The 19,446-nt window shown below is 61.6% G+C and carries 19 protein-coding genes and 1 tRNA gene; 10 read left to right on the top strand and 10 right to left on the bottom strand.

The window, feature by feature from the left end; genetic code table 11:
- Positions 1 to 20 precede the first annotated feature (20 nt).
- The 4 genes from ACTHJR_RS11130 to ACTHJR_RS11115 all read left to right on the top strand — a co-directional run bounded on the left by ACTHJR_RS11130 (position 21) and on the right by ACTHJR_RS11115 (position 4,545).
- Complete coding sequence (locus ACTHJR_RS11130; protein ID WP_440523246.1) at positions 21 to 359, top strand: hypothetical protein; 339 nt, start codon at positions 21 to 23, stop codon at positions 357 to 359.
- Between the two features lie 66 nt (positions 360 to 425).
- Positions 426 to 2,753, top strand: coding sequence for a putative bifunctional diguanylate cyclase/phosphodiesterase (locus tag ACTHJR_RS11125; RefSeq protein ID WP_440523245.1), 2,328 nt, complete (start codon positions 426 to 428; stop codon positions 2,751 to 2,753).
- Positions 2,754 to 3,016: 263 nt separating this feature from the next.
- Positions 3,017 to 3,502 (top strand): GNAT family N-acetyltransferase, encoded by a 486-nt coding sequence (locus ACTHJR_RS11120; protein ID WP_440523244.1) that lies wholly within the window; start codon positions 3,017 to 3,019, stop codon positions 3,500 to 3,502.
- A complete protein-coding gene (locus ACTHJR_RS11115) occupies positions 3,499 to 4,545 on the top strand; it encodes a hypothetical protein (RefSeq protein ID WP_440523243.1) in 1,047 nt (348 codons plus the stop codon). The genes ACTHJR_RS11120 and ACTHJR_RS11115 overlap by 4 nt, the downstream gene beginning before the upstream one ends.
- Before the next feature lie 15 nt (positions 4,546 to 4,560).
- Here the strand turns inward: ACTHJR_RS11115 and ACTHJR_RS11110 are convergent, their stop codons facing one another.
- From ACTHJR_RS11110 to ACTHJR_RS11080, 7 genes are all read right to left on the bottom strand, one after another.
- The gene (locus tag ACTHJR_RS11110; protein ID WP_440523242.1) at positions 4,561 to 5,952 is read right to left on the bottom strand and encodes a hypothetical protein; all 1,392 of its coding nucleotides are present in this window, start codon (positions 5,950 to 5,952) and stop codon (positions 4,561 to 4,563) included.
- Entirely contained in the window at positions 5,949 to 6,470 is a 522-nt protein-coding gene (locus ACTHJR_RS11105; protein WP_440523241.1) for a Mov34/MPN/PAD-1 family protein, read from the bottom strand. Before ACTHJR_RS11105 ends, ACTHJR_RS11110 begins: the two co-directional genes overlap by 4 nt.
- Positions 6,418 to 6,894 carry a DUF7665 family protein gene (locus ACTHJR_RS11100; protein ID WP_440523240.1) on the bottom strand — a complete coding sequence of 159 codons (477 nt, stop codon included), beginning with the start codon at positions 6,892 to 6,894 and terminating at the stop codon, positions 6,418 to 6,420. The genes ACTHJR_RS11105 and ACTHJR_RS11100 overlap by 53 nt, the downstream gene beginning before the upstream one ends.
- Positions 6,894 to 7,358, bottom strand: coding sequence for a hypothetical protein (locus ACTHJR_RS11095; protein ID WP_440523239.1), 465 nt, complete (start codon positions 7,356 to 7,358; stop codon positions 6,894 to 6,896). Before ACTHJR_RS11095 ends, ACTHJR_RS11100 begins: the two co-directional genes overlap by 1 nt.
- Before the next feature lie 205 nt (positions 7,359 to 7,563).
- Complete coding sequence (locus ACTHJR_RS11090) at positions 7,564 to 10,917, bottom strand: UvrD-helicase domain-containing protein (RefSeq protein ID WP_440523238.1); 3,354 nt, start codon at positions 10,915 to 10,917, stop codon at positions 7,564 to 7,566.
- A gap of 1 nt (position 10,918) precedes the next feature.
- Entirely contained in the window at positions 10,919 to 11,518 is a 600-nt protein-coding gene (locus ACTHJR_RS11085; protein ID WP_440523237.1) for a hypothetical protein, read from the bottom strand.
- A 3-nt stretch (positions 11,519 to 11,521) separates the two neighbouring features.
- A complete protein-coding gene (locus ACTHJR_RS11080) occupies positions 11,522 to 12,259 on the bottom strand; it encodes a sigma factor-like helix-turn-helix DNA-binding protein (RefSeq protein ID WP_440523236.1) in 738 nt (245 codons plus the stop codon).
- A gap of 554 nt (positions 12,260 to 12,813) precedes the next feature.
- Between ACTHJR_RS11080 and ACTHJR_RS11075 the strand changes: the two genes are divergently transcribed.
- The 6 genes from ACTHJR_RS11075 to ACTHJR_RS11050 all read left to right on the top strand — a co-directional run bounded on the left by ACTHJR_RS11075 (position 12,814) and on the right by ACTHJR_RS11050 (position 17,774).
- The gene (locus ACTHJR_RS11075; RefSeq protein WP_440523235.1) at positions 12,814 to 13,371 is read left to right on the top strand and encodes a hypothetical protein; all 558 of its coding nucleotides are present in this window, start codon (positions 12,814 to 12,816) and stop codon (positions 13,369 to 13,371) included.
- 32 nt (positions 13,372 to 13,403) lie between these two features.
- The gene (locus ACTHJR_RS11070; RefSeq protein ID WP_440523234.1) at positions 13,404 to 14,087 is read left to right on the top strand and encodes an NrtR DNA-binding winged helix domain-containing protein; all 684 of its coding nucleotides are present in this window, start codon (positions 13,404 to 13,406) and stop codon (positions 14,085 to 14,087) included.
- A complete protein-coding gene (locus ACTHJR_RS11065) occupies positions 14,084 to 14,620 on the top strand; it encodes a DUF2924 domain-containing protein (RefSeq protein WP_440523233.1) in 537 nt (178 codons plus the stop codon). The genes ACTHJR_RS11070 and ACTHJR_RS11065 overlap by 4 nt, the downstream gene beginning before the upstream one ends.
- Positions 14,613 to 16,226 carry a recombinase family protein gene (locus tag ACTHJR_RS11060; protein WP_440523231.1) on the top strand — a complete coding sequence of 538 codons (1,614 nt, stop codon included), beginning with the start codon at positions 14,613 to 14,615 and terminating at the stop codon, positions 16,224 to 16,226. The genes ACTHJR_RS11065 and ACTHJR_RS11060 overlap by 8 nt, the downstream gene beginning before the upstream one ends.
- Before the next feature lie 274 nt (positions 16,227 to 16,500).
- The gene (locus ACTHJR_RS11055; protein ID WP_440523230.1) at positions 16,501 to 17,259 is read left to right on the top strand and encodes a hypothetical protein; all 759 of its coding nucleotides are present in this window, start codon (positions 16,501 to 16,503) and stop codon (positions 17,257 to 17,259) included.
- A gap of 47 nt (positions 17,260 to 17,306) precedes the next feature.
- Positions 17,307 to 17,774 (top strand): hypothetical protein, encoded by a 468-nt coding sequence (locus tag ACTHJR_RS11050; protein WP_440523228.1) that lies wholly within the window; start codon positions 17,307 to 17,309, stop codon positions 17,772 to 17,774.
- Between the two features lie 73 nt (positions 17,775 to 17,847).
- On the opposite strand, the gene ACTHJR_RS11045 is transcribed toward ACTHJR_RS11050, so the two are convergent.
- From ACTHJR_RS11045 to ACTHJR_RS11035, 3 genes are all read right to left on the bottom strand, one after another.
- Positions 17,848 to 18,474 carry a hypothetical protein gene (locus ACTHJR_RS11045; RefSeq protein WP_440523227.1) on the bottom strand — a complete coding sequence of 209 codons (627 nt, stop codon included), beginning with the start codon at positions 18,472 to 18,474 and terminating at the stop codon, positions 17,848 to 17,850.
- Positions 18,471 to 18,974, bottom strand: coding sequence for a hypothetical protein (locus ACTHJR_RS11040; RefSeq protein ID WP_440523226.1), 504 nt, complete (start codon positions 18,972 to 18,974; stop codon positions 18,471 to 18,473). The genes ACTHJR_RS11045 and ACTHJR_RS11040 overlap by 4 nt, the downstream gene beginning before the upstream one ends.
- Positions 18,975 to 19,294: 320 nt before the next feature.
- Positions 19,295 to 19,385, bottom strand: a tRNA-Ser gene (locus ACTHJR_RS11035).
- Positions 19,386 to 19,446: the final 61 nt, after the last annotated feature.

The raw sequence follows: 19,446 nt of genomic DNA, 5'->3' as shown, positions 1-19,446 counted from the left end.
GGAACTGCTAGGGTTGTGGAATGGGCAACGGCGGGGGGATCGGCACCGGTGGGGGAAAGGGCAACGGCGGGGGCAAGGGCAGCGGGGGCGGAAACGGCAACGGCGGCGGGAACGGCAACGGTGGTGGAAACGGCAACGGCGGCGGCAACGGCAGCGGTGGCGGAAACGGCAACGGCGGCGGGAACGGCAACGGTGGCGGGAACGGCAACGGTGGCGGGAACGGCAGCGGCGGCGGGAACGGCAGCGGCGGCGGGAACGGCAACGGTGGCGGCAACGGCAGCGGTGGCGGAAACGGCAACGGCAACGGTGGCGGAAACGGCAGCGGCGGCGGGAACGGCAACGGCGGTGGCGGGCATTGATCGCCGACCGTTTGACGCAATCTTAGTCGTTTCGCGCTACGCCCGATCCTCGGGAAAGGGACGGGGATGGCCGCAGGCAAGTCGTTGCGCGAACTGGCGAAACATTGGCGCATTCTCGCGGTCATCGTCGCGCTGGCGGCTGGCCTGCTCGCCGGGCTCAGCGGCGTCGGCCGGGGTGTCGAACGCGGGCTAGCCGACACCCGTTATGCGATCCGCCATCATCAGGCAGCCAGCGATGTCGTAATCGTCGAAATCGATGCGCGCAGCATCGCCGCGATCGATCGCTGGCCTTGGCCGCGACACAACTATGCCAGCGTGGTCGATCGCCTTCATAATGCCGGTGCAGCCTCGCTCGCGTTCGACGTCGACTTCTCGACACCGTCCAATCCCGCGGACGACACGGCCTTCGCGCAGGCGCTCGCGCGCGCCAATGGCTTCGTCACTCTTCCCACATTTCGCCAGGCGGCCGACAGCGGCAAGACAGGGTTCGTCGACTCCATGCCGATCCCCGCCCTGCGCAAAAACGCGCTCGCCGCCACGGTCAGCATCCTGCCCGATAGCGACGGCGACATCCGCAACGCGCCGATCGGCGAGATCACTGCGGGGGTGCCCCGTCCCTCGCTTGCGGCGATGATCGCCGGGCGCGACGGTCGCGCCGGTGCCGACTTCCCGATCGACTATTCGATCGATCCCTCCTCGATCCCGCGGTTGAGCTTCATCGACGTGCGCGACGGCCGGTTCGATCCGGCCGCGGTGCGCGGCAAGCGCATCCTGATCGGCGCGACCGCGATCGAAGTCGGCGACCGCTACGGCGTACCGCGCTACGGCGTGATCCCCGGTGTCGTCATTCAGGCGCTAGCGGCTCTGACGCTCGAGAATAACGTCCCCGGCCGCCTCGACTGGGGCTTTGCGCTCGCCCTCGCCTTTATCTTGATCGTGCCGATGCTGCGCGCGCGATCCAGCATCATGCTGGCGATGGCTGGCGTCGGCGCCACCGCGATCCTCTTCGCGGGCTCGGTGATCGCGTCCTCGTTCGGCTGGGAGGTCCAGCTGTTTCCGGCATTCTGCGCAATCTACGTCGTCGCGATGGGCGCTTCGCTCGTTCGCGTGAACGACTGGCTGGTGGCGCGGCGCGCCCATGATGACGCCACCGGCCTGCCCAACCAGCACGCACTGGCCGAGGCAATGGCCGGCAAGCCCAACGGCGCCGTCGCTGCGGTACGTATCGCCGACTATGACCGCCTGCTCGCGACCTTGGGCGCGGACGGTACCGCCGACCTGATCTGCCGCCTGCGCGACCGGATCAGCGTGCTCGGCAACGGGGTCGAAATTTATCGGGTCGACGATCGCGTGCTCGCCTGGGAAGCGACTGTCCGTGCCGACCAGCTAGCACTGCGCCACGAACAGCTGCGCGCGCTGATGCTCACCCCGGTCGAGGTCAAGGGACGCCGCGTCGACGTTTCGCTCGCGACTGGGTTCGCGTTGGTCGAGGCCGGATCGGTGCGCGACGTAATCGCCAACGCATCGATGGCGGCCTCTCACGCGCTGTCGAGCGGCACGGGCTGGCACCTGCACGAAGCCAGCGATTCCGAGGTCGCGAGCAAGGAATTGTCGCTCGCTGGCGATCTCGACGCGGCGATCGCCGACGGCGACGTATTCGCACTCTATCAGCCCAAACTCGATCTCAAGACCGGCAAGGTCGTCAGCGTCGAGGCGCTGGTCCGGTGGAAGCATCGCGAGCACGGCATGCTGTCACCCGATCTGTTCATTCCGCTGCTCGAGAAATCGGATCGCATCGCCGGCCTGACGCTGCACGTCGTCTCATGCGCGATTGCCGATCTCGAGGCGTGGCTGGCGGCGGGGCATCGCCTGACGGCGGCGGTCAACCTGTCCGCGATCCTGCTCGAATCCGCGACCTTCATCGCCGATCTCGAGAGCCTGCTGCAGAAAAGTGAAGTCGACCCAACCCTCCTGACCTTCGAAGTCACCGAATCCGCCGCGATGCATGCGCCGGAAGTAGCAGCAGCGGCGCTGCTGCGGTTCAAGCAGCTCGGCATCGCGATCTCGATGGACGACTACGGGACAGGCCAGTCGACCCTCACCTATCTCAAGAAACTGCCGCTCGACGAACTCAAGATCGACAAGAGCTTCGTCGAGTTCGCACATCAGAATCGCGGCGACGCGGTGCTCGTCAGGTCGACCATCAATCTTGCCCACGAACTGGGCTTGAAGGTGGTGGCTGAGGGCGTCGAGACCGACGACTGCCTCGACTTCCTGAAGTCGGTCGGCTGCGACCTTGCTCAGGGCTATCTGATCAGCCCGCCGATCGTGGCGAAGCGGATCATCGAACTGATCCGAGGTGACGCCCCTGATATGACCCAGATTGCGGCGTGATCAGAGGCTGCTTGGCGCCCCAATATCGGTCATTCCGGCCGGCAGGCGGAATTTACAAGAGCGGACGTCGGGTCGCACGAATGATCAAAGAGTCGATCAGACCCGCTCATGAGGTCGTGGCGGTCAGTTTTCGGATCGGGGCCCTTGATGCGCGATCGATTATGGCAGCTTGAGCAGCAACCGTTCCCGCTATGCACTCGACATTCGCAAACATGAATATCAAACTATGTCCCCGATTGAAGCCAAAGAGAATCAATCATTCAATGACGCTCCGTGCGATCCATCCATCGGCGATCTCCGCCGAAGAGATTAAAGATTACATGGCATTCGTGATTGCCGGCGGGGAGATCAATGCTGCGACGATGCCCGCGCTCGTCACACAGGCAATATCACTGATCACAATTCATCAGCGCGACAAGCTGATCGGAAAAGCTGAAATTAAAGTGCCGTTCGCCGGTCATCAAAATAATGAATTTAAAAAAACCAAAGTCGCGGACTTGGCGCCGCACTATGCCTATGAACTTGGATGGGTGGTAGTCGACAGTGCATTTCGGCGCAAAGGCCACGCTCGGGCATTAGTCGGTCATGTGGTCGATCAGCTAGGAGGCCGGGCGATCTATGCGACCACTAAGTCCGACGCGATGCGCGCCATATTACCCGATTTCGGATTCGTGCTTCTCGGCGACGATTACCCTTCTCATCTCGATCCAGCTGTTGGGCTCAGCCTCTACGGTCGAAGTGTGCCATGACTGACGAGAACATATATGCAGTTCGAGCGACCCATGACGCCTATTACAACTGGTGGTTTCTTGAAAATCTGGTGATTGGTGCGAACGGAGAGCCGATGTGGCGGCGCCGACGACCGCAACTCTCGATCGGCGTGCCGCCCCGTGCAGAAGTAGAGCGGGACGAAACTCAAGCTAAGAAGCTGGCGCGGAAGCTGACTCGCGACTTGGGGCAGAATCTCGATATCGCGGTGCTTGGCGAGCATGGGCAAAACTCGACCTTGCTCAAACTGTCCAAAGCCTATCTCGCGTCCCGTCGTCGCGAAGACGAGGAAGCGATGATGTTTATCGAGGGCCAGAAGCGGCACGCGGGCACGATCACGCCACCGCGAAGTGCAATCGTTGCGCCGAGCGACGCAGATGCGGACGACATCCACCGCGCGTTGCAGGAATTACCCTATCTACGCACCGTCGTTGTCGGGCACGGCGTCACACGGGCGCTGGCGCATTCCGCGGACGGCCTGACTTGGCGTAGGCTCAGCAACGGTTACATTTCGCGCAAAGGGGCAACCTGGGGACATCGTGCGCGGATCGCCGATGCGTTCGGCCTGCATCCTGCCGAGCATTGGGGACGAACGAAGGCCGCTATTCGAAAAATCCTGCTGCCGCGTGCGATCGATATGCTCCAGCTGCAGCCGATGAAGGAGATGCTCGCCGAGGCTCTCGCTGCAGGACGCCACGCGGTCGTGCTCGACCGTTTCGTCTTCTGGTACGAACCCGATGGCGATATCGGCTGGACGGTCAAGGAAATCGGCGCGCATGATGCCAAGCACGCCGATGCCGTCGAATGGGCGGCCGGTACGATCATCTCTAAGAATTTCGGCAGAATCGTCGTCCTTCCTTTCATCAAGGACGACGGTACCCATGTCGCCGGCCATACCCGAAATGCCCCCGGAGATGGTCCGGCCAAACCGCGCAAGCCTGGGGAGTCCAAGCACATCGCATTTACCCGGCTCCAGGGTGACGCGATGTTGGGTCTCCTCGGCGAGCTGCCCTATGGTCCGTGACCAGGCGATCAAGGGTTAGGGCATGCGCGCTTTGGCTGTCGCGAAGGTGATCAAATCCGGTTCAGGCGCGGTGAGCGCGCTCCGATAGTCAATCGACCGCAGATCAATATTGGCGACCGTGATCCGTGGCCCGCCAGCCACCGCGCGTACCGCTTGCGCGACGACGATCGCCGCCGCCGTTACCCCGACAAATGGCGCGCCAACCGCAACATCTGCGAGTCTCGTCAACCCACATTCGTCGATATCGCCCTTGTCGCGCAAATCGACGTACGCGGGCCGACCCTTGAGCGTTGCCGCGCGATCCATTCTGCCGTCTGCATTGGCAGCCTGCGTGACTGCCGGCCAGATCTCCGCGGACCGCCTGACGGCCGGGAAGCTGTGGACCCGGATGAGCCGAAAGTCCTCGGCACCATCGCCGAGTCCCGCTTCGAGCACCATCGCGAAGCCCGCTTCGTCGAGAATGCGACGTGCATCCGGATTGTCGACGCCGCACAGCGCTAAGCCGGCTTCGTTAGCCGATCGGCGGAAATCGGCATCGAATCGCCGTTCGATAATGGCAGTGTCGAACCCGCGCCGCTCGGCCCAGTCAGAGCAAATCCGCGTCTTCAGGCGCCGCTCATCAGTGGCGCGCGTCAGCAGCGATGTGCTCTTGGTGGATTTGCCCGCACGGTCGACGTCCTGGAGGAACAGCCGCACATCGCCAGGATCGGCGTAGGGCAACAGTCCGATCGTCCACAGATAGGCCTGCCCCAAATGCCCCAGCCCGATCAGCCAGAAGTCCGACGGCAAATCGACGACCATGGGTTCGTCATCATGCGTCAGCAGCCAATTCCGATCGGGATCGAGCTGCCAGAGCGACAGGCCGACGCTGCGATGGCCGGCCATCGCCTCGCCGCTCACATGCGCGAACACCTCGGCGACAGCGAGCGCACCCGCAAGCGCGCCGCTGACCGTGAACTCGGTGCACATGGTCAATCCAACGTCGGTCAGCGGGACAATGCCGCCGCGCCACCCGTCGCAGGTCGTACGAATGGCGAACTTAGCCGGATCGGCTGTTGCCTGGCCGCCGATCACCACCAGCGGCGCGTTCGGCGGGCAGGGAGCGATCACGCCCCCCAACTCGATCACGGCATCCCCCAGCGTTGCGCCGCCGGTTACAGGGATGACCAGCGGCGCATCGAGTGCGCCGTCGACGGTCACCCCGCCCAATAGGCTGCGCAGCCCGCAATTAAGGGCGGTGAGCAAGGCCGCCTGATGGGTCGGACTTGCGGTAGATCCGACATCAATGGTCAGATGCATCGTGAAGGTGCCGAGTTTCGCCACGGCTTCCTCGAGGCTAGCCGCGGCGCCGGAGTCGATGAAAAGCTTGGCCGTGCGGTTGAGGTCGTCGATGATAGCTTCACTCATCGCCGGTTTCCCTCGATTTTCAGTGCGGGGCGGAGAAATCGGGATGTCAGGCGATCCCAGCTAAATTTCCCGCGATAACGGTAAAGGCCGATGGCGTTCAGCTGCACCGGCTCGGCGGCAAAATTCGGGATGATAATTGCGATATGCCCCGGTTCGGCGATCATCGGGTGACGCCGGTCGGACTCGCTCTGAGCGGCGCCGCCGGGGTGGGTGTGAACATCCGCGACAACCGCCAGTCTCGTTCGGCGGCAAATCGCCCACAGGTCCGCCATGCAGGCGCCGTCGATCACGATAATCCCCGTATCCAAAGCGTTGGGGTCGATCTGATCGTAGAACACGATCGACGAAACCTGGCGATGATCACCGGGCGGTCCCAGCAGGAACGCTCCGCTTTCGCGGACATTGCGGCCGCGTGCGCGCAGACCGTTAAGCAGTTCAGACCAGACCGATGCCGGGATCGAAAGTTCAGGCTGCCGAACGAACAGCCGGCAGATGCTGGTGAGAGGCCAGAAGGTCATGGATGATCTCCAGATAATGAATGATGCCGCGCGTCGGCTGCCAGGCTTTCTCGGGATGCTGGACCAGCCATTGGTCGTGGCCAGCGAGCGCCAACCGGTCGCACGGCAGGTACAGCGCATTCGCGTTCCAGCCGGGGTTGAAGGCCGCCGCGACCCGGCCCGTGCCCTGCGGCCACCGATGGCTGGGAAGCGGCGCATTGCTGGCCAGATCCCACGGCCGCGCATTTGGGAGCGTTGCCGGATAGCCGTTCAGGTCGAACCGGAACGCCCAGTCGGTCCCGTCATGGGCGCGCACGGTGATGATCGGGTGCGGCCAGTCGCCGCCGACCAGCCGCCATTGCTCCTTTGCCTCGCCGATCTGAAAGTCGGGGCGTTCCGTGTGACCACGGAACGCCCGTTCATCGGCACCGATCGCCGGCTCCATCAGCCCTGGACCAGCTGCTTGCGCACGAGGTCGAACTCGATCTCGCAGCCGCGGATCTTGAGGCTGCCGAGGTGAGCGTTCAGCGGCGGCTGGGTGCGCGTGCCGCTGATCTGCAGCACATGCTCCAGTGCCTCGGCGTCATCGAGGCCCGCCTTCTTGGTCGCCCACTTCGTCACGCGCTTGATGGTCGTCCCGGGCGCGAACTTGTGGTTGAAGGTCTCGGCCTTGTAGTTAACCGCAACCTTGATCTGGCGGCAGCGGTGGAGGTGGAAGATCGCCTTGTCGTGACCCTTGAGCGGATGATCATGATCCAGCGGCTCATCATCATCTTCCTTGAAGACGAGCATTTCGGCGATGTCGGGGTGGCGGCCAGCGAGGCTCGCGATGAGCGTCTTGACGAGCGCGGCTTCCGCCAGCTCGAAACGCTCGATCGGTTCGTCCTCGATGGCGGCAAAGATAACCATAGCCATTGTGTGCTTTTCCTTTTCGATGACGGCAGCGCCTTGGCTGCCTCCCCCAGCTGATCGGATGAGCGGGGCGAAAAAGGAAAAATCAGGCGCAGAAATTTTGACGGGCTGGCAAACGGATCTGGCGGGTCACCGCGTCCTTGCGGCTACTGAAATCTGGCCGCAGTCCTATTCAGTGAAGCTGCGCCGGTCGGAACGGGTATTAGCTCGGTGACAGGCCTTCCGGCGACGGGCAAACGAACAGATATGGGCAGCGCGGGCACCGGAAGTCGCTCGTGACCGCTGGATAAAGACCGGCCGCGATATCGCCGATCGCTGTCTCGCAGTCGGCGATCCGCTTATTGTATTTGGCGGTCGTCTGACCGATCGGCAGCACGGGCTCGCCTAGAAGGTAATGGTTTTCGACGCGCGCGTTCGCGCCGAATGTCTCGCTAGCGGCTTTGAGCAGGATCGTCGCCGATAGGCGATCGGGGTCGCCACTCGAGGGTTTGCCCGAACGCAAATTACGAATGACGAGCGTGCCGTCGATTTCGAAGATGCGATCGGCCAGTGCGCCAATCGTACTGCCGCCGATCGTGGTTGCGAGCGCGCCGGGGCGTGTTGCGGTGCCGGCCGCGGCAACGTGGAGCCGCGCCAGCATAGTCAACACCAGGCGGCGATAGGCCTCCCCAAAAGCATGGTCGGCGAGCCCGCTCGCGGCCCACGCCTCTTCGAAAATCCGTTCGGCTTCCGCCGGATCATATGTCTGAGCTTCATCGAGTTCGCGTGCGTAGCGCATGACCGCCTGTACACAGCCATGAGCATCGAGATAGGCGCCCGCGCGTGTTCTTCGCCGCAGATTGAGGACCCGCTCGTAATAGAATCGCCGCGGGCAGGATGTGAAATTGTCGATGTCGCTGGCCGAAAGTTCGGCTGGCGGCGGCGGCAGGAGGATGGCGTTCAGCTTTACCACCGGCGTAATGCGTTGCACCGGCTTCTCGCAAATGGCGACGGTTGTCGTCACTCTTTCGAGGAAACGCGATGGATTCGCGTTACGCGTTCCGCGACGCCCTGGACGGTACAGCCGCAGCTGGCTCTTGGCGCGCGACAGCGCGACGAACAATATGCACTCTTCCTCGGCTTCGTGCGCATCCTCGTCCTGAATTTGCACGATCATGCCAGCTGGGGGCGGGCAGACTGGCGGCCGGTTCGCCGATGGGATCGCGCCGGCATAAAGCCCGGGCAGGTGCACCGCTTCGAATTCCAGGCCCTTGCTGGCATGGACCGTCATTAGGCGTACGCCGTCGAGCGCATCCAGCTCGGGCGGAAGCTGCCGCAGGTCGCGTTCGTCGGCGAGCAGGATCATGTGGCGAATGCGGTCGAGCGCGCGTCGGATCGGCGTCCGATTGCCTCTGACGGGCATATTGCGCAGGCAGTCGATCAGCTGGCGGACGGCAACTCGTCGCATATCATCCGACGCCGCCTGGCCTGACAGGACCGTGCGGACATAATCGCTGGTCTCGAACAGAAATTGGCTGATCAGGAGCCAGGGCGTGGTCCCCTGTGTCGCGCCGTGCAGATGTTGCCCGAGCTTCAGCAGTCCAGCACGCCCCGCCGAGGACAAGTCGTTGACCTCTTCAAGACGCGTGAGAAGATCGAACAGGCGCTGCTCGGTACTTCGGGCATGCAAGATCAGCGCGAGCGCATCGGCTTGCGGGATGGCATATTCGGGAAATTCGGCCACGCGAATAAGGCTCGTGCCGCTGTCGTCCGCGATGAGCGCGAGAACGCACAGCAGATCGCGGACCTCCCGCCGCTCGAACAAAGGGCCAAGGTAGAGAACCGGTACATCGCGGGCTTCAAGCTCCTCGGCATAACGCGCGAGATTGCCGTTGCTGCGTGACAAAACGGTCTGGTTGCGAAGAGCAGTGCCGGATCGTTGCAGCTCGCGGATGGTGCCGGCGAGTGCATCCATCTCCGCTGCCTCATCGGACGCGGTCAGCAGGCTCGGCGTGATCTGATGAGTCCCGCGTGCTGCAGTGAGCGCCGCAGCGCCGGCATAGCGCGAAACGCTCATCGTTGCAGCGAACCCCGAATATGTGCTGACGATCTCCGCTGTCGATCGGTAGTTCTCGGTCAGGCCGTCGCGCTTCCCGCGTTCGTAATCGTGTTCGAACCGGGCGATGTTAGAAGCCGATGCTCCGCGGAACCGGTAGATCGACTGGCGCGCATCGCCGACGACCCAGAGATTCTCGCCGTCTTCGCCGACGAGTTCGCGCACCAGCATCGCGCTCGCGAGATTGATATCCTGATACTCATCCACATGGACATGCGTGAAACGCCCACGCATCAATGCACCGAAATCCTTGTCCTCACGCATCATCACGATGGGGCGCATGATGATGTCGCCATAATCGACCGCGTTTTCTTCCCCGAGCCGGCGCTGGTAATGGGCGTATACCGTCGCAACCTCGGCGGCCTTCGCCGCCGCCAGCCGCTCCTCGTCCGTAACCGCGTTATAGCTCATGGCCTGCGCGAGCACCGCATATTGCTCGGGTGTGCAAAGTTCGTCCTTGGCACGCGAAATGGCGCGCAGAATATCGCGCAGTGCGAGCGCCGGCTCGTAGAGATTGAGATAGTGGGTAAGGCCAAGCGCGGGCAGCGCTTCCTCCAGCATCGCCACGCTTTCACTGGTGTCGACAACCTTGGGATCGGGCGGCAAGCCGAACAGCACGTGATGCTTGCGTAGCGTGTCGAGGCCAAAGGCGTGGAACGTGCCGGTCCAGATGTTGACGACATCGCCCCCGGCCACCGCCTCGACGCGCTCGGCCAGTTCGAGCGCCGCCTTGTTCGAGAAGGTCAGCGCGAGAATATTCTGAGCCGGGACGCCTTTGGCGAGAAGGTCGGCGATCCGGGACACGAGCGTTTTGGTCTTGCCAGTTCCGGGCCCAGCGCTCAGCAAAAAGGGAACACCGCGGTGGTCGACGGCACGCTGCTGCGCCTCATTGCACGGCGTTTCCGCGGAACGTGGCCGCTCCGGCGCATTTGGCACTTCGGGCAGTAGTATACCGTCAGCCAACTGCTGTAGCGTCGTCTCGTAGGCGACGCCGAGCATCTTGGCGATCGCACTAGCATTGTGCCCTGCCAGAAAAAGGCGCTTTGCCGTCGCCCGCGGCAGGATAAACTCGCGAGCGAACGTATTAGCCTGCGCTTCTCGCCGCTCCTTTATGCCATAGGTTTCGATCCGCTGGTTAGGATCGCCGCCATTGGATTCCTCTCGCGGATAAAAGCCGGCCTCGGGTCCGCTGTGCAGTTCGAAATGCCCGATCTCATGCGCAACTACTTCGGCGGATTGCTCTTCGCCGAGATCGTTCCTGTAGAGCACTTGCCTGAGCTTGCGTGCGAGCAGGCCATGCGCGCCTTCGAGTTCCGGATCGTCAGCCGCTAGCGGACGCAGGGTCAGTTTGCGCTTGCCAGCAGCAATCTGCACCGCATCCGCCGCAGTCGTCTGATCCGTTGCCCCGATCTCACTCCGCAATCGATTGGCGGCATTTCGGACCGCGGCGAACCCGTCCATATCAGGCCGCCAGATCCGGAAGCCAGAAGCGCTTTTGCGCAAGATCGAGCGTCGATGACTTGACCGCCGCCTCGAAGCTCATCTTACCCGGTGCCGATCGACCGCCCGGCGCGAAATAGTCCGCGCCGCCCGTTGCCGGAACGCCGTCTAGAAACGCATAGACCGCCGGCGGGGATGTTCTGAGTTCGTCCGCGAGCCACACCAACAGCTGCCCGGGTATGGTGCTGGCATCGATCAGGCATTTGCACAATTTGCTGATGATGCCGGTATCAACCCTGCAGTTGGCGGCGATGCGATCGATATTGTCGGCATCCACGATGTCGAACGGCTCCGCTCCGCCTTGCGATGCGGATGCCCAGAACCGCTCGAGGATCGAGTGGTGATTGCGCGCCGTGCGTTCACCTGCCGGATCTTCGTCGCCGAGATCGCTGCCTTCCGAGGCGAACCACTCGGCCACGAACGCGAAGATGTCTTCGCGAAACGCGGCATTCAACGCGGCGAAGCGCAGCACTTCGTCCCGGGTGGCGTCATCCTCCAGCATGTCATGGAGCGTCGCCAGAACAGCGTCGAGCGTTTCTGTGCTCTCAGGTTGGTTGGTCATGGTTCAGGCCTTTGTCTCGCGCGCTTTTTCGCGCACGGTTTTGATGAGATTTTTGACCGTCGTGTCCGAGCAACCCATTGCGGCCGCCGCTTCATCGTAGGTCCGTCCCATCAGGAGGTAGTGCCCCACCGCAATGCGTTCCTGCTCGGTCAGCAGGGCGAAAATACTTTGAAGTTCAGCCTTAATCTCAGCGAGCGGTGTCCCGGCCCTCCCGGCGCGGACCGCGAGCGCGTCCGCGATTTCCTCGGGACTGACATCGTCATCAGGCGCCGTCATGTCCTCGCGGGAAATTTCCGTCTTCATGCGCAACCGCATCTTCGATTTTGTCGTCAGATACAGACGCTCCGCACCCAGCTTGAAGCTGCACTCAAAGATGTCGAGATTATTACTGGCGATGAGCTCCAGGGCCTTGTCCTGGACCTCCTCATGCGCGCGCTCGCGGAAATTTTCGGGAAGATCACGCAGGATTCGATCACCGGCGCGTTCAAGCCGGGAGAAGAACGCGACAACCATCGCATCATATTGCGGCGATGCCCGGTTCGGCCTGAAGTTGCGGATGAGATAGACGAGAGTCTGCGGCCGCGTATGGCCCGCTGCCGCGAGGCGAAAAGCGTCGTGCAGGGGCAGGGCAAGCGTTGCCGCTATTTCTTCCTCGACCGCAGGCGGGCGCTTGTAGAGTTTTTGCTTCTTACTGACCTTCGCAAGCGACTGCACGATGCTGTTTCCTCGTTCATCGGTCATCGACTGCGCACCTGATCGGATTGGGACCGGCAAAAAGGAAAAAAATTTTTACGAGCCTCGATTTATCGACACGGTGCGGCAGCCAGACGCCCTGCGAACCCCGCAAAAGATTAGCCGAAAAAGTATCTTGGCGTCATCCCGGATCGAAATCATAGAGCTACGTCGCTATTTCAAATTGTCCGGGGTCCCTACCAATACCAATGAACACTCGGACGCCGGATAGCCTCCTACGAGTTCAATCGATGATGACGGTCGTTTTTTTTAGGCGGCTGATCGATTGTTTTGATCGCACGGGCGTCTGCTTTCCCACTTTCTTGTGCTGGAACCGGACTGACCGGACTCGGTCCAAAATCGGTCATCGCGACGAACGAAAGTCGACCGCTCCTGGACCGCGCAGACCATTCCAGGCGACCCGAGAACACATATCGGTCCGAGACGATCGGCATCAACACGCCTGAACTAGCCGCGCGTTGGCGCGCGATAATCCACAATAAATCATTGAGATATCATAGTTGCGATAGATACAAGCCGGATAAAACGAGATAGCTGACCTGATGGCTAGGAAACCCATCGCACTGCTCGCCAATCCGCATTCGCTCGGTTGGCATACTTACGAGCATTTGAACGCAGTTCGCAGGATGATCACCGAAACCCGGCGCCTTCAGCCTAAAATGTCCATCGATGAGTTGATCGACGTGATTTCGTCTGAAGCTCTCTTGTGGCCGCTGCAAATCGGTTGTCTTCAAACAATGACGGTCGCCGTTCGTAAATCGAACTGGCGCAGCAAGGAGGCCGGCATCTTCGCCGCTCATTTGACCTGGGCACAGGTTGAATACGTTGGCAGCCCGCTCTTATGGAAGGTCAAGCCTCCGTCATTCTCCTGGGAGCGCTTCGGGCACATCAGGACGTCGTTGAAGATCAAACTGCTTCTCGACACACTTGACGTCACCGAGACTGTCGAAATCCTGGAGGACGAATTGTCGCACGCACGCCGCGCCATTCGCGAGCTCGACGAGCAGGTGGCTGAATTTAACGAAGCCAATCGGCCGAAGTGGCCGGATTTCGTGCGGATGAATGTGCTAATCAATGACCTGGGGCTTAATCGCATTTGACGTATATGTCTTAGACGTCTAAGTGCCGAGTCGTGACGGAGCGACGCGACACGCCTGATAGTCCAACGGCTACGGCTGGCCGCTTCCTCGTCACGGTTCAGATTGTCGTTTTCGCGTCCAGGGAGGGGAAGCTCAACACGCTTCTTTCCAGGAACGCTGCGGGGCTCTGGGGTGTGGCCAGTGCGCAGCTGGAAAAATCTGAGCAGCTCGACGATGCGGCCGCTCGCGCGATGCGTGTTCGGTTTGGGCCGAGTGCGCTGCTGCGCCAGATCGGGGCTTTCAACGGCGTCGATCGCGACCAGGTGCGTATTGGCTACATGACCGCCACGTCGGCGCAAAATGTCGATTGCTCTCTGTCAGAGCAAGATCAATTTGCATCGCTGGATGATCGAGGCGCGCGCTGGGCTAATGGATCGAAGGTCCGCTTGGCGCCCGGAGTCTCCGAGTTGCTCCGCAGGGCTCTTTCAGAGCTACGCCTACATCTTGATCTCACCGAATTTGTGTTCCGGTTCCTGCCGCCCGAGTTCAGCCTGCGCGAACTCCAGCATGTGCACGAAGCGGTCCGCGGCCAATCCTTGAACAAGCCGGCATTCCGGAAGCGCCTGCTGCAAAGCGGCTGGCTCGAACCAACTGGCGAGCTCGAAACCGGCAAGGGCTTTCGCCCGGCCGAGCTCTATCGCGTCCGGCGCAATGCACATGGGAGAATGCCTGCGTGAGCCGTAAGGCGACCGCCGTTCTCACTTCAGACGACACGTCCGTCAAAAGCTCGAAGGAGCGCTGGGTCGAACTGTTCGGCTCCGAACCAAGCTACAAGAAGGACGATTTCCTCCAGCGCGCGATCGCCTGGCACGAACAGGTGCAAGCGCATGGTGATGTGGCGCCTGCCATCCAGCGCGATCTCAATATCGCCGCGGCACAAGTCGCGGCGGGGAAAGGCGGGGCAATCGCTACGGCCGTTGCAACACCGTTTTCGCCGGCAAGCGATTCAGCATGCAGCGCTGCCGCAGGAATTCAGGCGGACACGCTACCGACGGCATCAAGCCAGCTCGTGCCCGGTGCCCGGCTGGTCAAAGCCTATGGCGGCACCAACCACGTCGTCGAAGTGATCGACGACGGCTTCCTCTACAACCAGCAGACCTATCGCTCGCTGTCGGCGATCGCGAAGGCGATCACCGGTACGCACTGGAATGGCCTGCTCTTCTTCGGCCTGCGCAAGCGCAAGGTCTACGATCGGAAAAAGAATGGCTGACCCCAAACCCATCCGCTGCGCGGTCTACACCCGCAAGTCGAGCGAGGAGGGATTGGAACAGTCCTTCAATTCGCTCCACGCCCAGCGCGAGGCTTGCGAAGCCTATATTCTGTCGCAGAAGCATGAAGGCTGGCAACTCGTGCCCACCGCCTATGACGATGGTGGGTTCTCGGGTGGCTCGATGGGACGGCCCGGCCTCCAGGCGCTGCTCGCAGATGTCGAGGCTGGACTGGTCGACACGATCGTCGTCTACAAGGTTGACCGACTGACCCGTTCCCTCTCGGACTTTGCCAAGATGGTGGAGCTGTTCGACAGCAAGAACGCGTCGTTCGTGAGTGTGACCCAGGCGTTCAACACCACCACCAGCATGGGTCGGCTGACGCTCAACGTGCTTCTCTCGTTCGCCCAGTTCGAGCGCGAGGTCACGGGCGAACGCATCCGTGACAAGATCGCGGCATCGAAGGCCAAGGGCATGTGGATGGGCGGCATCGTGCCGCTTGGCTATGACTGCATCGACCGCGAGCTGGTCATCAACGAAGCGGAAGCCGAGCAGGTCCGAACTCTGTTTCGCCTCTATCTGAAGGTGAAGGCTGTCGACGCGGTCGCCGAAAGGGCAGCCCTGCTCGGCATCAAATCGAAAACGCGGCTTAACCGCGCCGGTGAAGACGTTGGCGGCATGACATTAGCGCGAGGCTCGATCTACAAGATCCTCGAGAACCCGATCTATGTCGGGCTGATCAGTCACAAGGGGAAGGAATATCCCGGCCTCCACGCGCCGATCGTCGACCGCAAGCTATTCGACGCCGCGCAGAAGGTGCTCGCCGGTAATCGTACCAAGAAACTGGGATCGGTTACGGCAGCGGTGCCGCCACCGCTCGCCGGACTCGTCTGGCGCGAAGGTGGGGAGAAGCTGATCTCCACGCACACGTCCAAGGGGAAGCTGCGCTACCGATATTATGCCGATGACAAGGGGCGGATACCTGCCAAGGAATTGGAGAGTGTCGTCCTCGGCGAGATCATTCGGCGCTTTAGCAGTCCGAAGCTGCTCGCCCAACTGCTCCCGAAGTTGGAGCAATATTCGGACGAGGTGCGGGGTAACGCGGCTGCGGTCGCCGCAAAGCTGAAGGCCGGCAACGCCGGCGAGATCCGTGCATTCGCGGTCGAGCTCATCGATCGCATTGACGTCGCACCCGAGATGGTGGCCATCAGTATCAAGATGGAAGCCATCGGCGCCGCCGGCGTCGCGTCGATCAACGTCCCTGCCTCGGTCGGCCGGTCGCCGGCCAAGTTGTCATTGGTCGTGCCGGGGAGTGCCCAGCGCGCGCCGGACCCTGGCCTGATTGGCCTCGTCGCACAGGCGAGGAATTGGTTCGGCGATCTGGCCGCGGGGCAATGCACGACGTTCAGGGCTGTGGCCGATCGGCACGGCGTATCGGAAGCTTATGTCAGACAGAACATCAGTGCGGCGTTTCTCGCGCCCGACTTGGTTGAACGGATAGTGGAAGGGCGCCAGCCGGCGACCATGACGCTTGCGAGTTTCAAGGAAATGCTGCCGCTGCCGGCCAGTTGGGAGGCGCAACGCGCATGCGTTGCTGCCCTCAACTGACACAAATACGTCGTTTTTGCTTGCGTCAAAACTGACGTCAGACGATCTAACCAAATCCCCCGAGATACGCGGGGGTGGGGCTTAGTAACCTCAATAGGAGTCAACCGGTCGCCGAACTTCGGAGGCCGGGTGGCATGCGCGTATGTCCAGCCGGCTTGCCGGTAAAGGCGCATGCGCCTGTTGGACTCCTTCAGGTTACTAACATCCGGCTTCGGCCGTCGCCCCGAGAGGAACATAGGGGCGGCAACGAAGCGGCCCCGAGCGGGGAAGCCGGATGGAAGAAGAAGTTTACGGCGTCGAGCAGCGGCGGCTGCCGTACCTCACGATCGCGGCAGCGATCTTGGCTGGGTGCATGGTGCTGCTGCCGTTTCCCTATTCGGTATTTGCCGTCCTCGCCGGCATGATCATCGCCGGCAATGCTACATCTCGGATCGACAGAGAACCTCGGCGCCTTGCCTGGATTTTTGTCGGCTTAGGATTTGTGGGGCTTCTCGTCAGGTTTGCCGCTTGGCCTCCGCAACGGAGTGCCGCACCGACGCCGGAGCCGATTGCTTCGGCCAAGCCTCCGATACCATCAGAACGATGGACGTACGACTTCGGCGTGGACAAGAATGTAGGATATCCGCGTGGTCGCGCCATGCGCGCAAGTTCGACCCAGTTCGAGCTGGCGAGTCCTTATGAGGGCCCGAATTTCGCTTGGATCGAGATCGCGGGCCTTCGCACTGGGCAGAACATGCAGGGCGATCTCTTCGTCCACGTCGTGCGAGGTCAGCCGATGTGTCCTGAGGGCGACAGAATCATCGTCAATTTCGACGCCGATTGGGGAATGTTCGACTGCTCGCAACCTTCGACCGTGGACTCCCAAACGCTGGTGCTCGGCAATGCGCATACGATTCCCAACGACGGCAGTTCCGCCGCATCAATGGTCGTAGGCCATAAAACCGTCAGGTTGGGCATACCGTTTTTCCGCGATGGCGTTCGGACGCTTAGCTTCAAGGTCGATGGCCTTGATCCGGGGAAGATTTCCAATTGACCGCCACGAGACTCCTCTGGATCAGGCGCTGCCAGCGCGTCCTGGCGATGACTGCTGAACTTCACGGTCGCGGATACCAATCGCTGCGGCTCATGCCATACGAGCACCCATTGTCGTGGCGATGCTATCTCACGCCGGTCGAAGACCTGCTTCCAGGCGGATTGCAGGCGCGCGAGCTGGTCGCGACGCATTGCTACAGCTCGGCTGATGGAAACCACTATTTTGGGTGGGAAGATGCGGAGGAGGCCGGGGCAGTCGAGCTCGCATCGCTATTCGAGGAACGGTTCTCTGACCTCCTGAAGCGCTGCGGGGGCGAAGATCAGGACTATGCGCATTGGCTGGCGACGCTCTTGGATCGCCTGCACGATACGAATGATCTGCCGGTGCTCACCGCGGAGGATTTGAGCACGCCGGCTGATGAGCTGCGGCGCCTTCCGATCAAGGTCTACCGCGAAGAGCAGCAGGACTGGGTGATCCGTGAGGATTTTCCATTGCCGCCACCGCCGTTGTCATAGGCGCGCCGGTAGGGGCTCGTCGCTGCGCTGCGATCGTTATCGCCGTCATGCGGTGACCCTCGGCGCTCGAAGCCTATTCCCGAAACGCGCGCCTTGCTGACGTGCCGTCGGTCCAGTGCGGTTTGAGGCGAGGCGCAAAGAGCGAGTTTGCCACGGGCGTACGGTCACCCAACTTCGCATGAAGGCGCGCTAAGCGTTTCCCGATGCGGCGCTTGTTTGGGTGATTCTCTCGCGCGGAGAGTTCGACTCGCAAGTCCGTATATTCTTCGAACCAGCGCACCTCCTTGCTGATCAGAGCAGATCGGTTCGGCAACTCGGAACACCTGGCGCAACACCATCCCGAGCCTAGAATCAGAACCACGGCATGTTCTCCGCAGTCGGGACACTCGGCAAAAGCGCGTTTGACCGCCAAACCGCCCCCGAACTGGATTGTAATCGTGGTCGTGCCGCGATTGGCCCAGGCGTAACCGAGATCCTCGACGTCATGCTCCACTGTAAGCGACGACTCATCTTGCCATGTGACACGCGCGATCCCGACGCAGCGACCTTTGTGGTCACGCCAAATGATATGATCAGCACCCAGCACACAATGTCGTCGCGCCTCCGACACGCTGAGCATGGGATACGCCTCGCGATATTGCGGCGGATTGGCCTCTGTTCGAACGCGTTGTGAGGGCGGGGCAATCTGCGGTAGCTTCATGTGTACCAATCGTCCCGCTCGAATGACGAATCGACTCTGAGGTTGAGGGGCCGCGGTGCCCGTTCGGCGAGAACCGTTACCCGATCCCCCATTTCATCTCGGCGCTCAACCAGGCGAAGATATCTGGCCATGCGCATATTGGGCGGCCGGCCGTAGCGTAGCAGTTCGCGAAGCCCTGAAAGCTCCTCGGCATCTCGAATGCGCTTCGGAACGAAAACGCTGCGCGGCTTCAAGTCCTGGCAAGTTTGACATTCCCAGCGAACTGTCCGACAGAACAAACGTTGAACGGTCTGGCCGCAGCCTGGGCATGAAAAGAGCATGCGATGCTTGATCGCGCCCCGGGCTTTAGGCTCGACGCTCAGCCGCTGGCGTCCCTTCACGGGCCCAACGTAGAGCCACTCGAAATCGTACTCGATGTCGAGATCTGCGATGGAAACCCAGCGGAAGATTGCCGAACCGATGAGCCTCGGCACGGCGGTGGGCTGATCGAACCAGGACACCGATTGCGGCCCAGCTTTCCCGCGCTGAAGCACATCCTCGATTCTGAGCCTCGGATAGGCCTCGAGATGTTGTGGTACGTGCGCTCCCACTGGAAGCCTTTTTATAGGGACTCCGACAGTTTTACCGGAGTTTCATCCAAATCATTGGGGTTTGGTGGCGAAAGCCATACACGAAGGGGCAAACGCAAAAGAGAGACGCCCAGTCGGGAAAGCCGGATTTCTGTGGACAAATTGCGCGTCTATAGACGGTTGAAATGAGCCCTAAACACTTGGTGGTCATGGGCTTTTAAAACCGCATCAGCGGTTTTGGCTGGACGGAGTGGCGGAGCGGGAGGGATTCGAACCCTCGATACGCTTTTGACGTATACTCACTTTCCAGGCGAGCGCCTTCGACCACTCGGCCACCGCTCCGCATTGCCGGGAAAAGTCGCCCCTAGAGATACCCGGCGCGACGCGCAAGCGCTTGCCGGGT

Origin of the sequence: Sphingomonas sp. (genome assembly GCF_051962185.1) — a bacterium.
Lineage (GTDB): Bacteria > Pseudomonadota > Alphaproteobacteria > Sphingomonadales > Sphingomonadaceae > Sphingomonas.
Note: the sequence above shows the minus strand (reverse complement) of the source record. Positions and strands in the feature narration are given on the sequence as shown.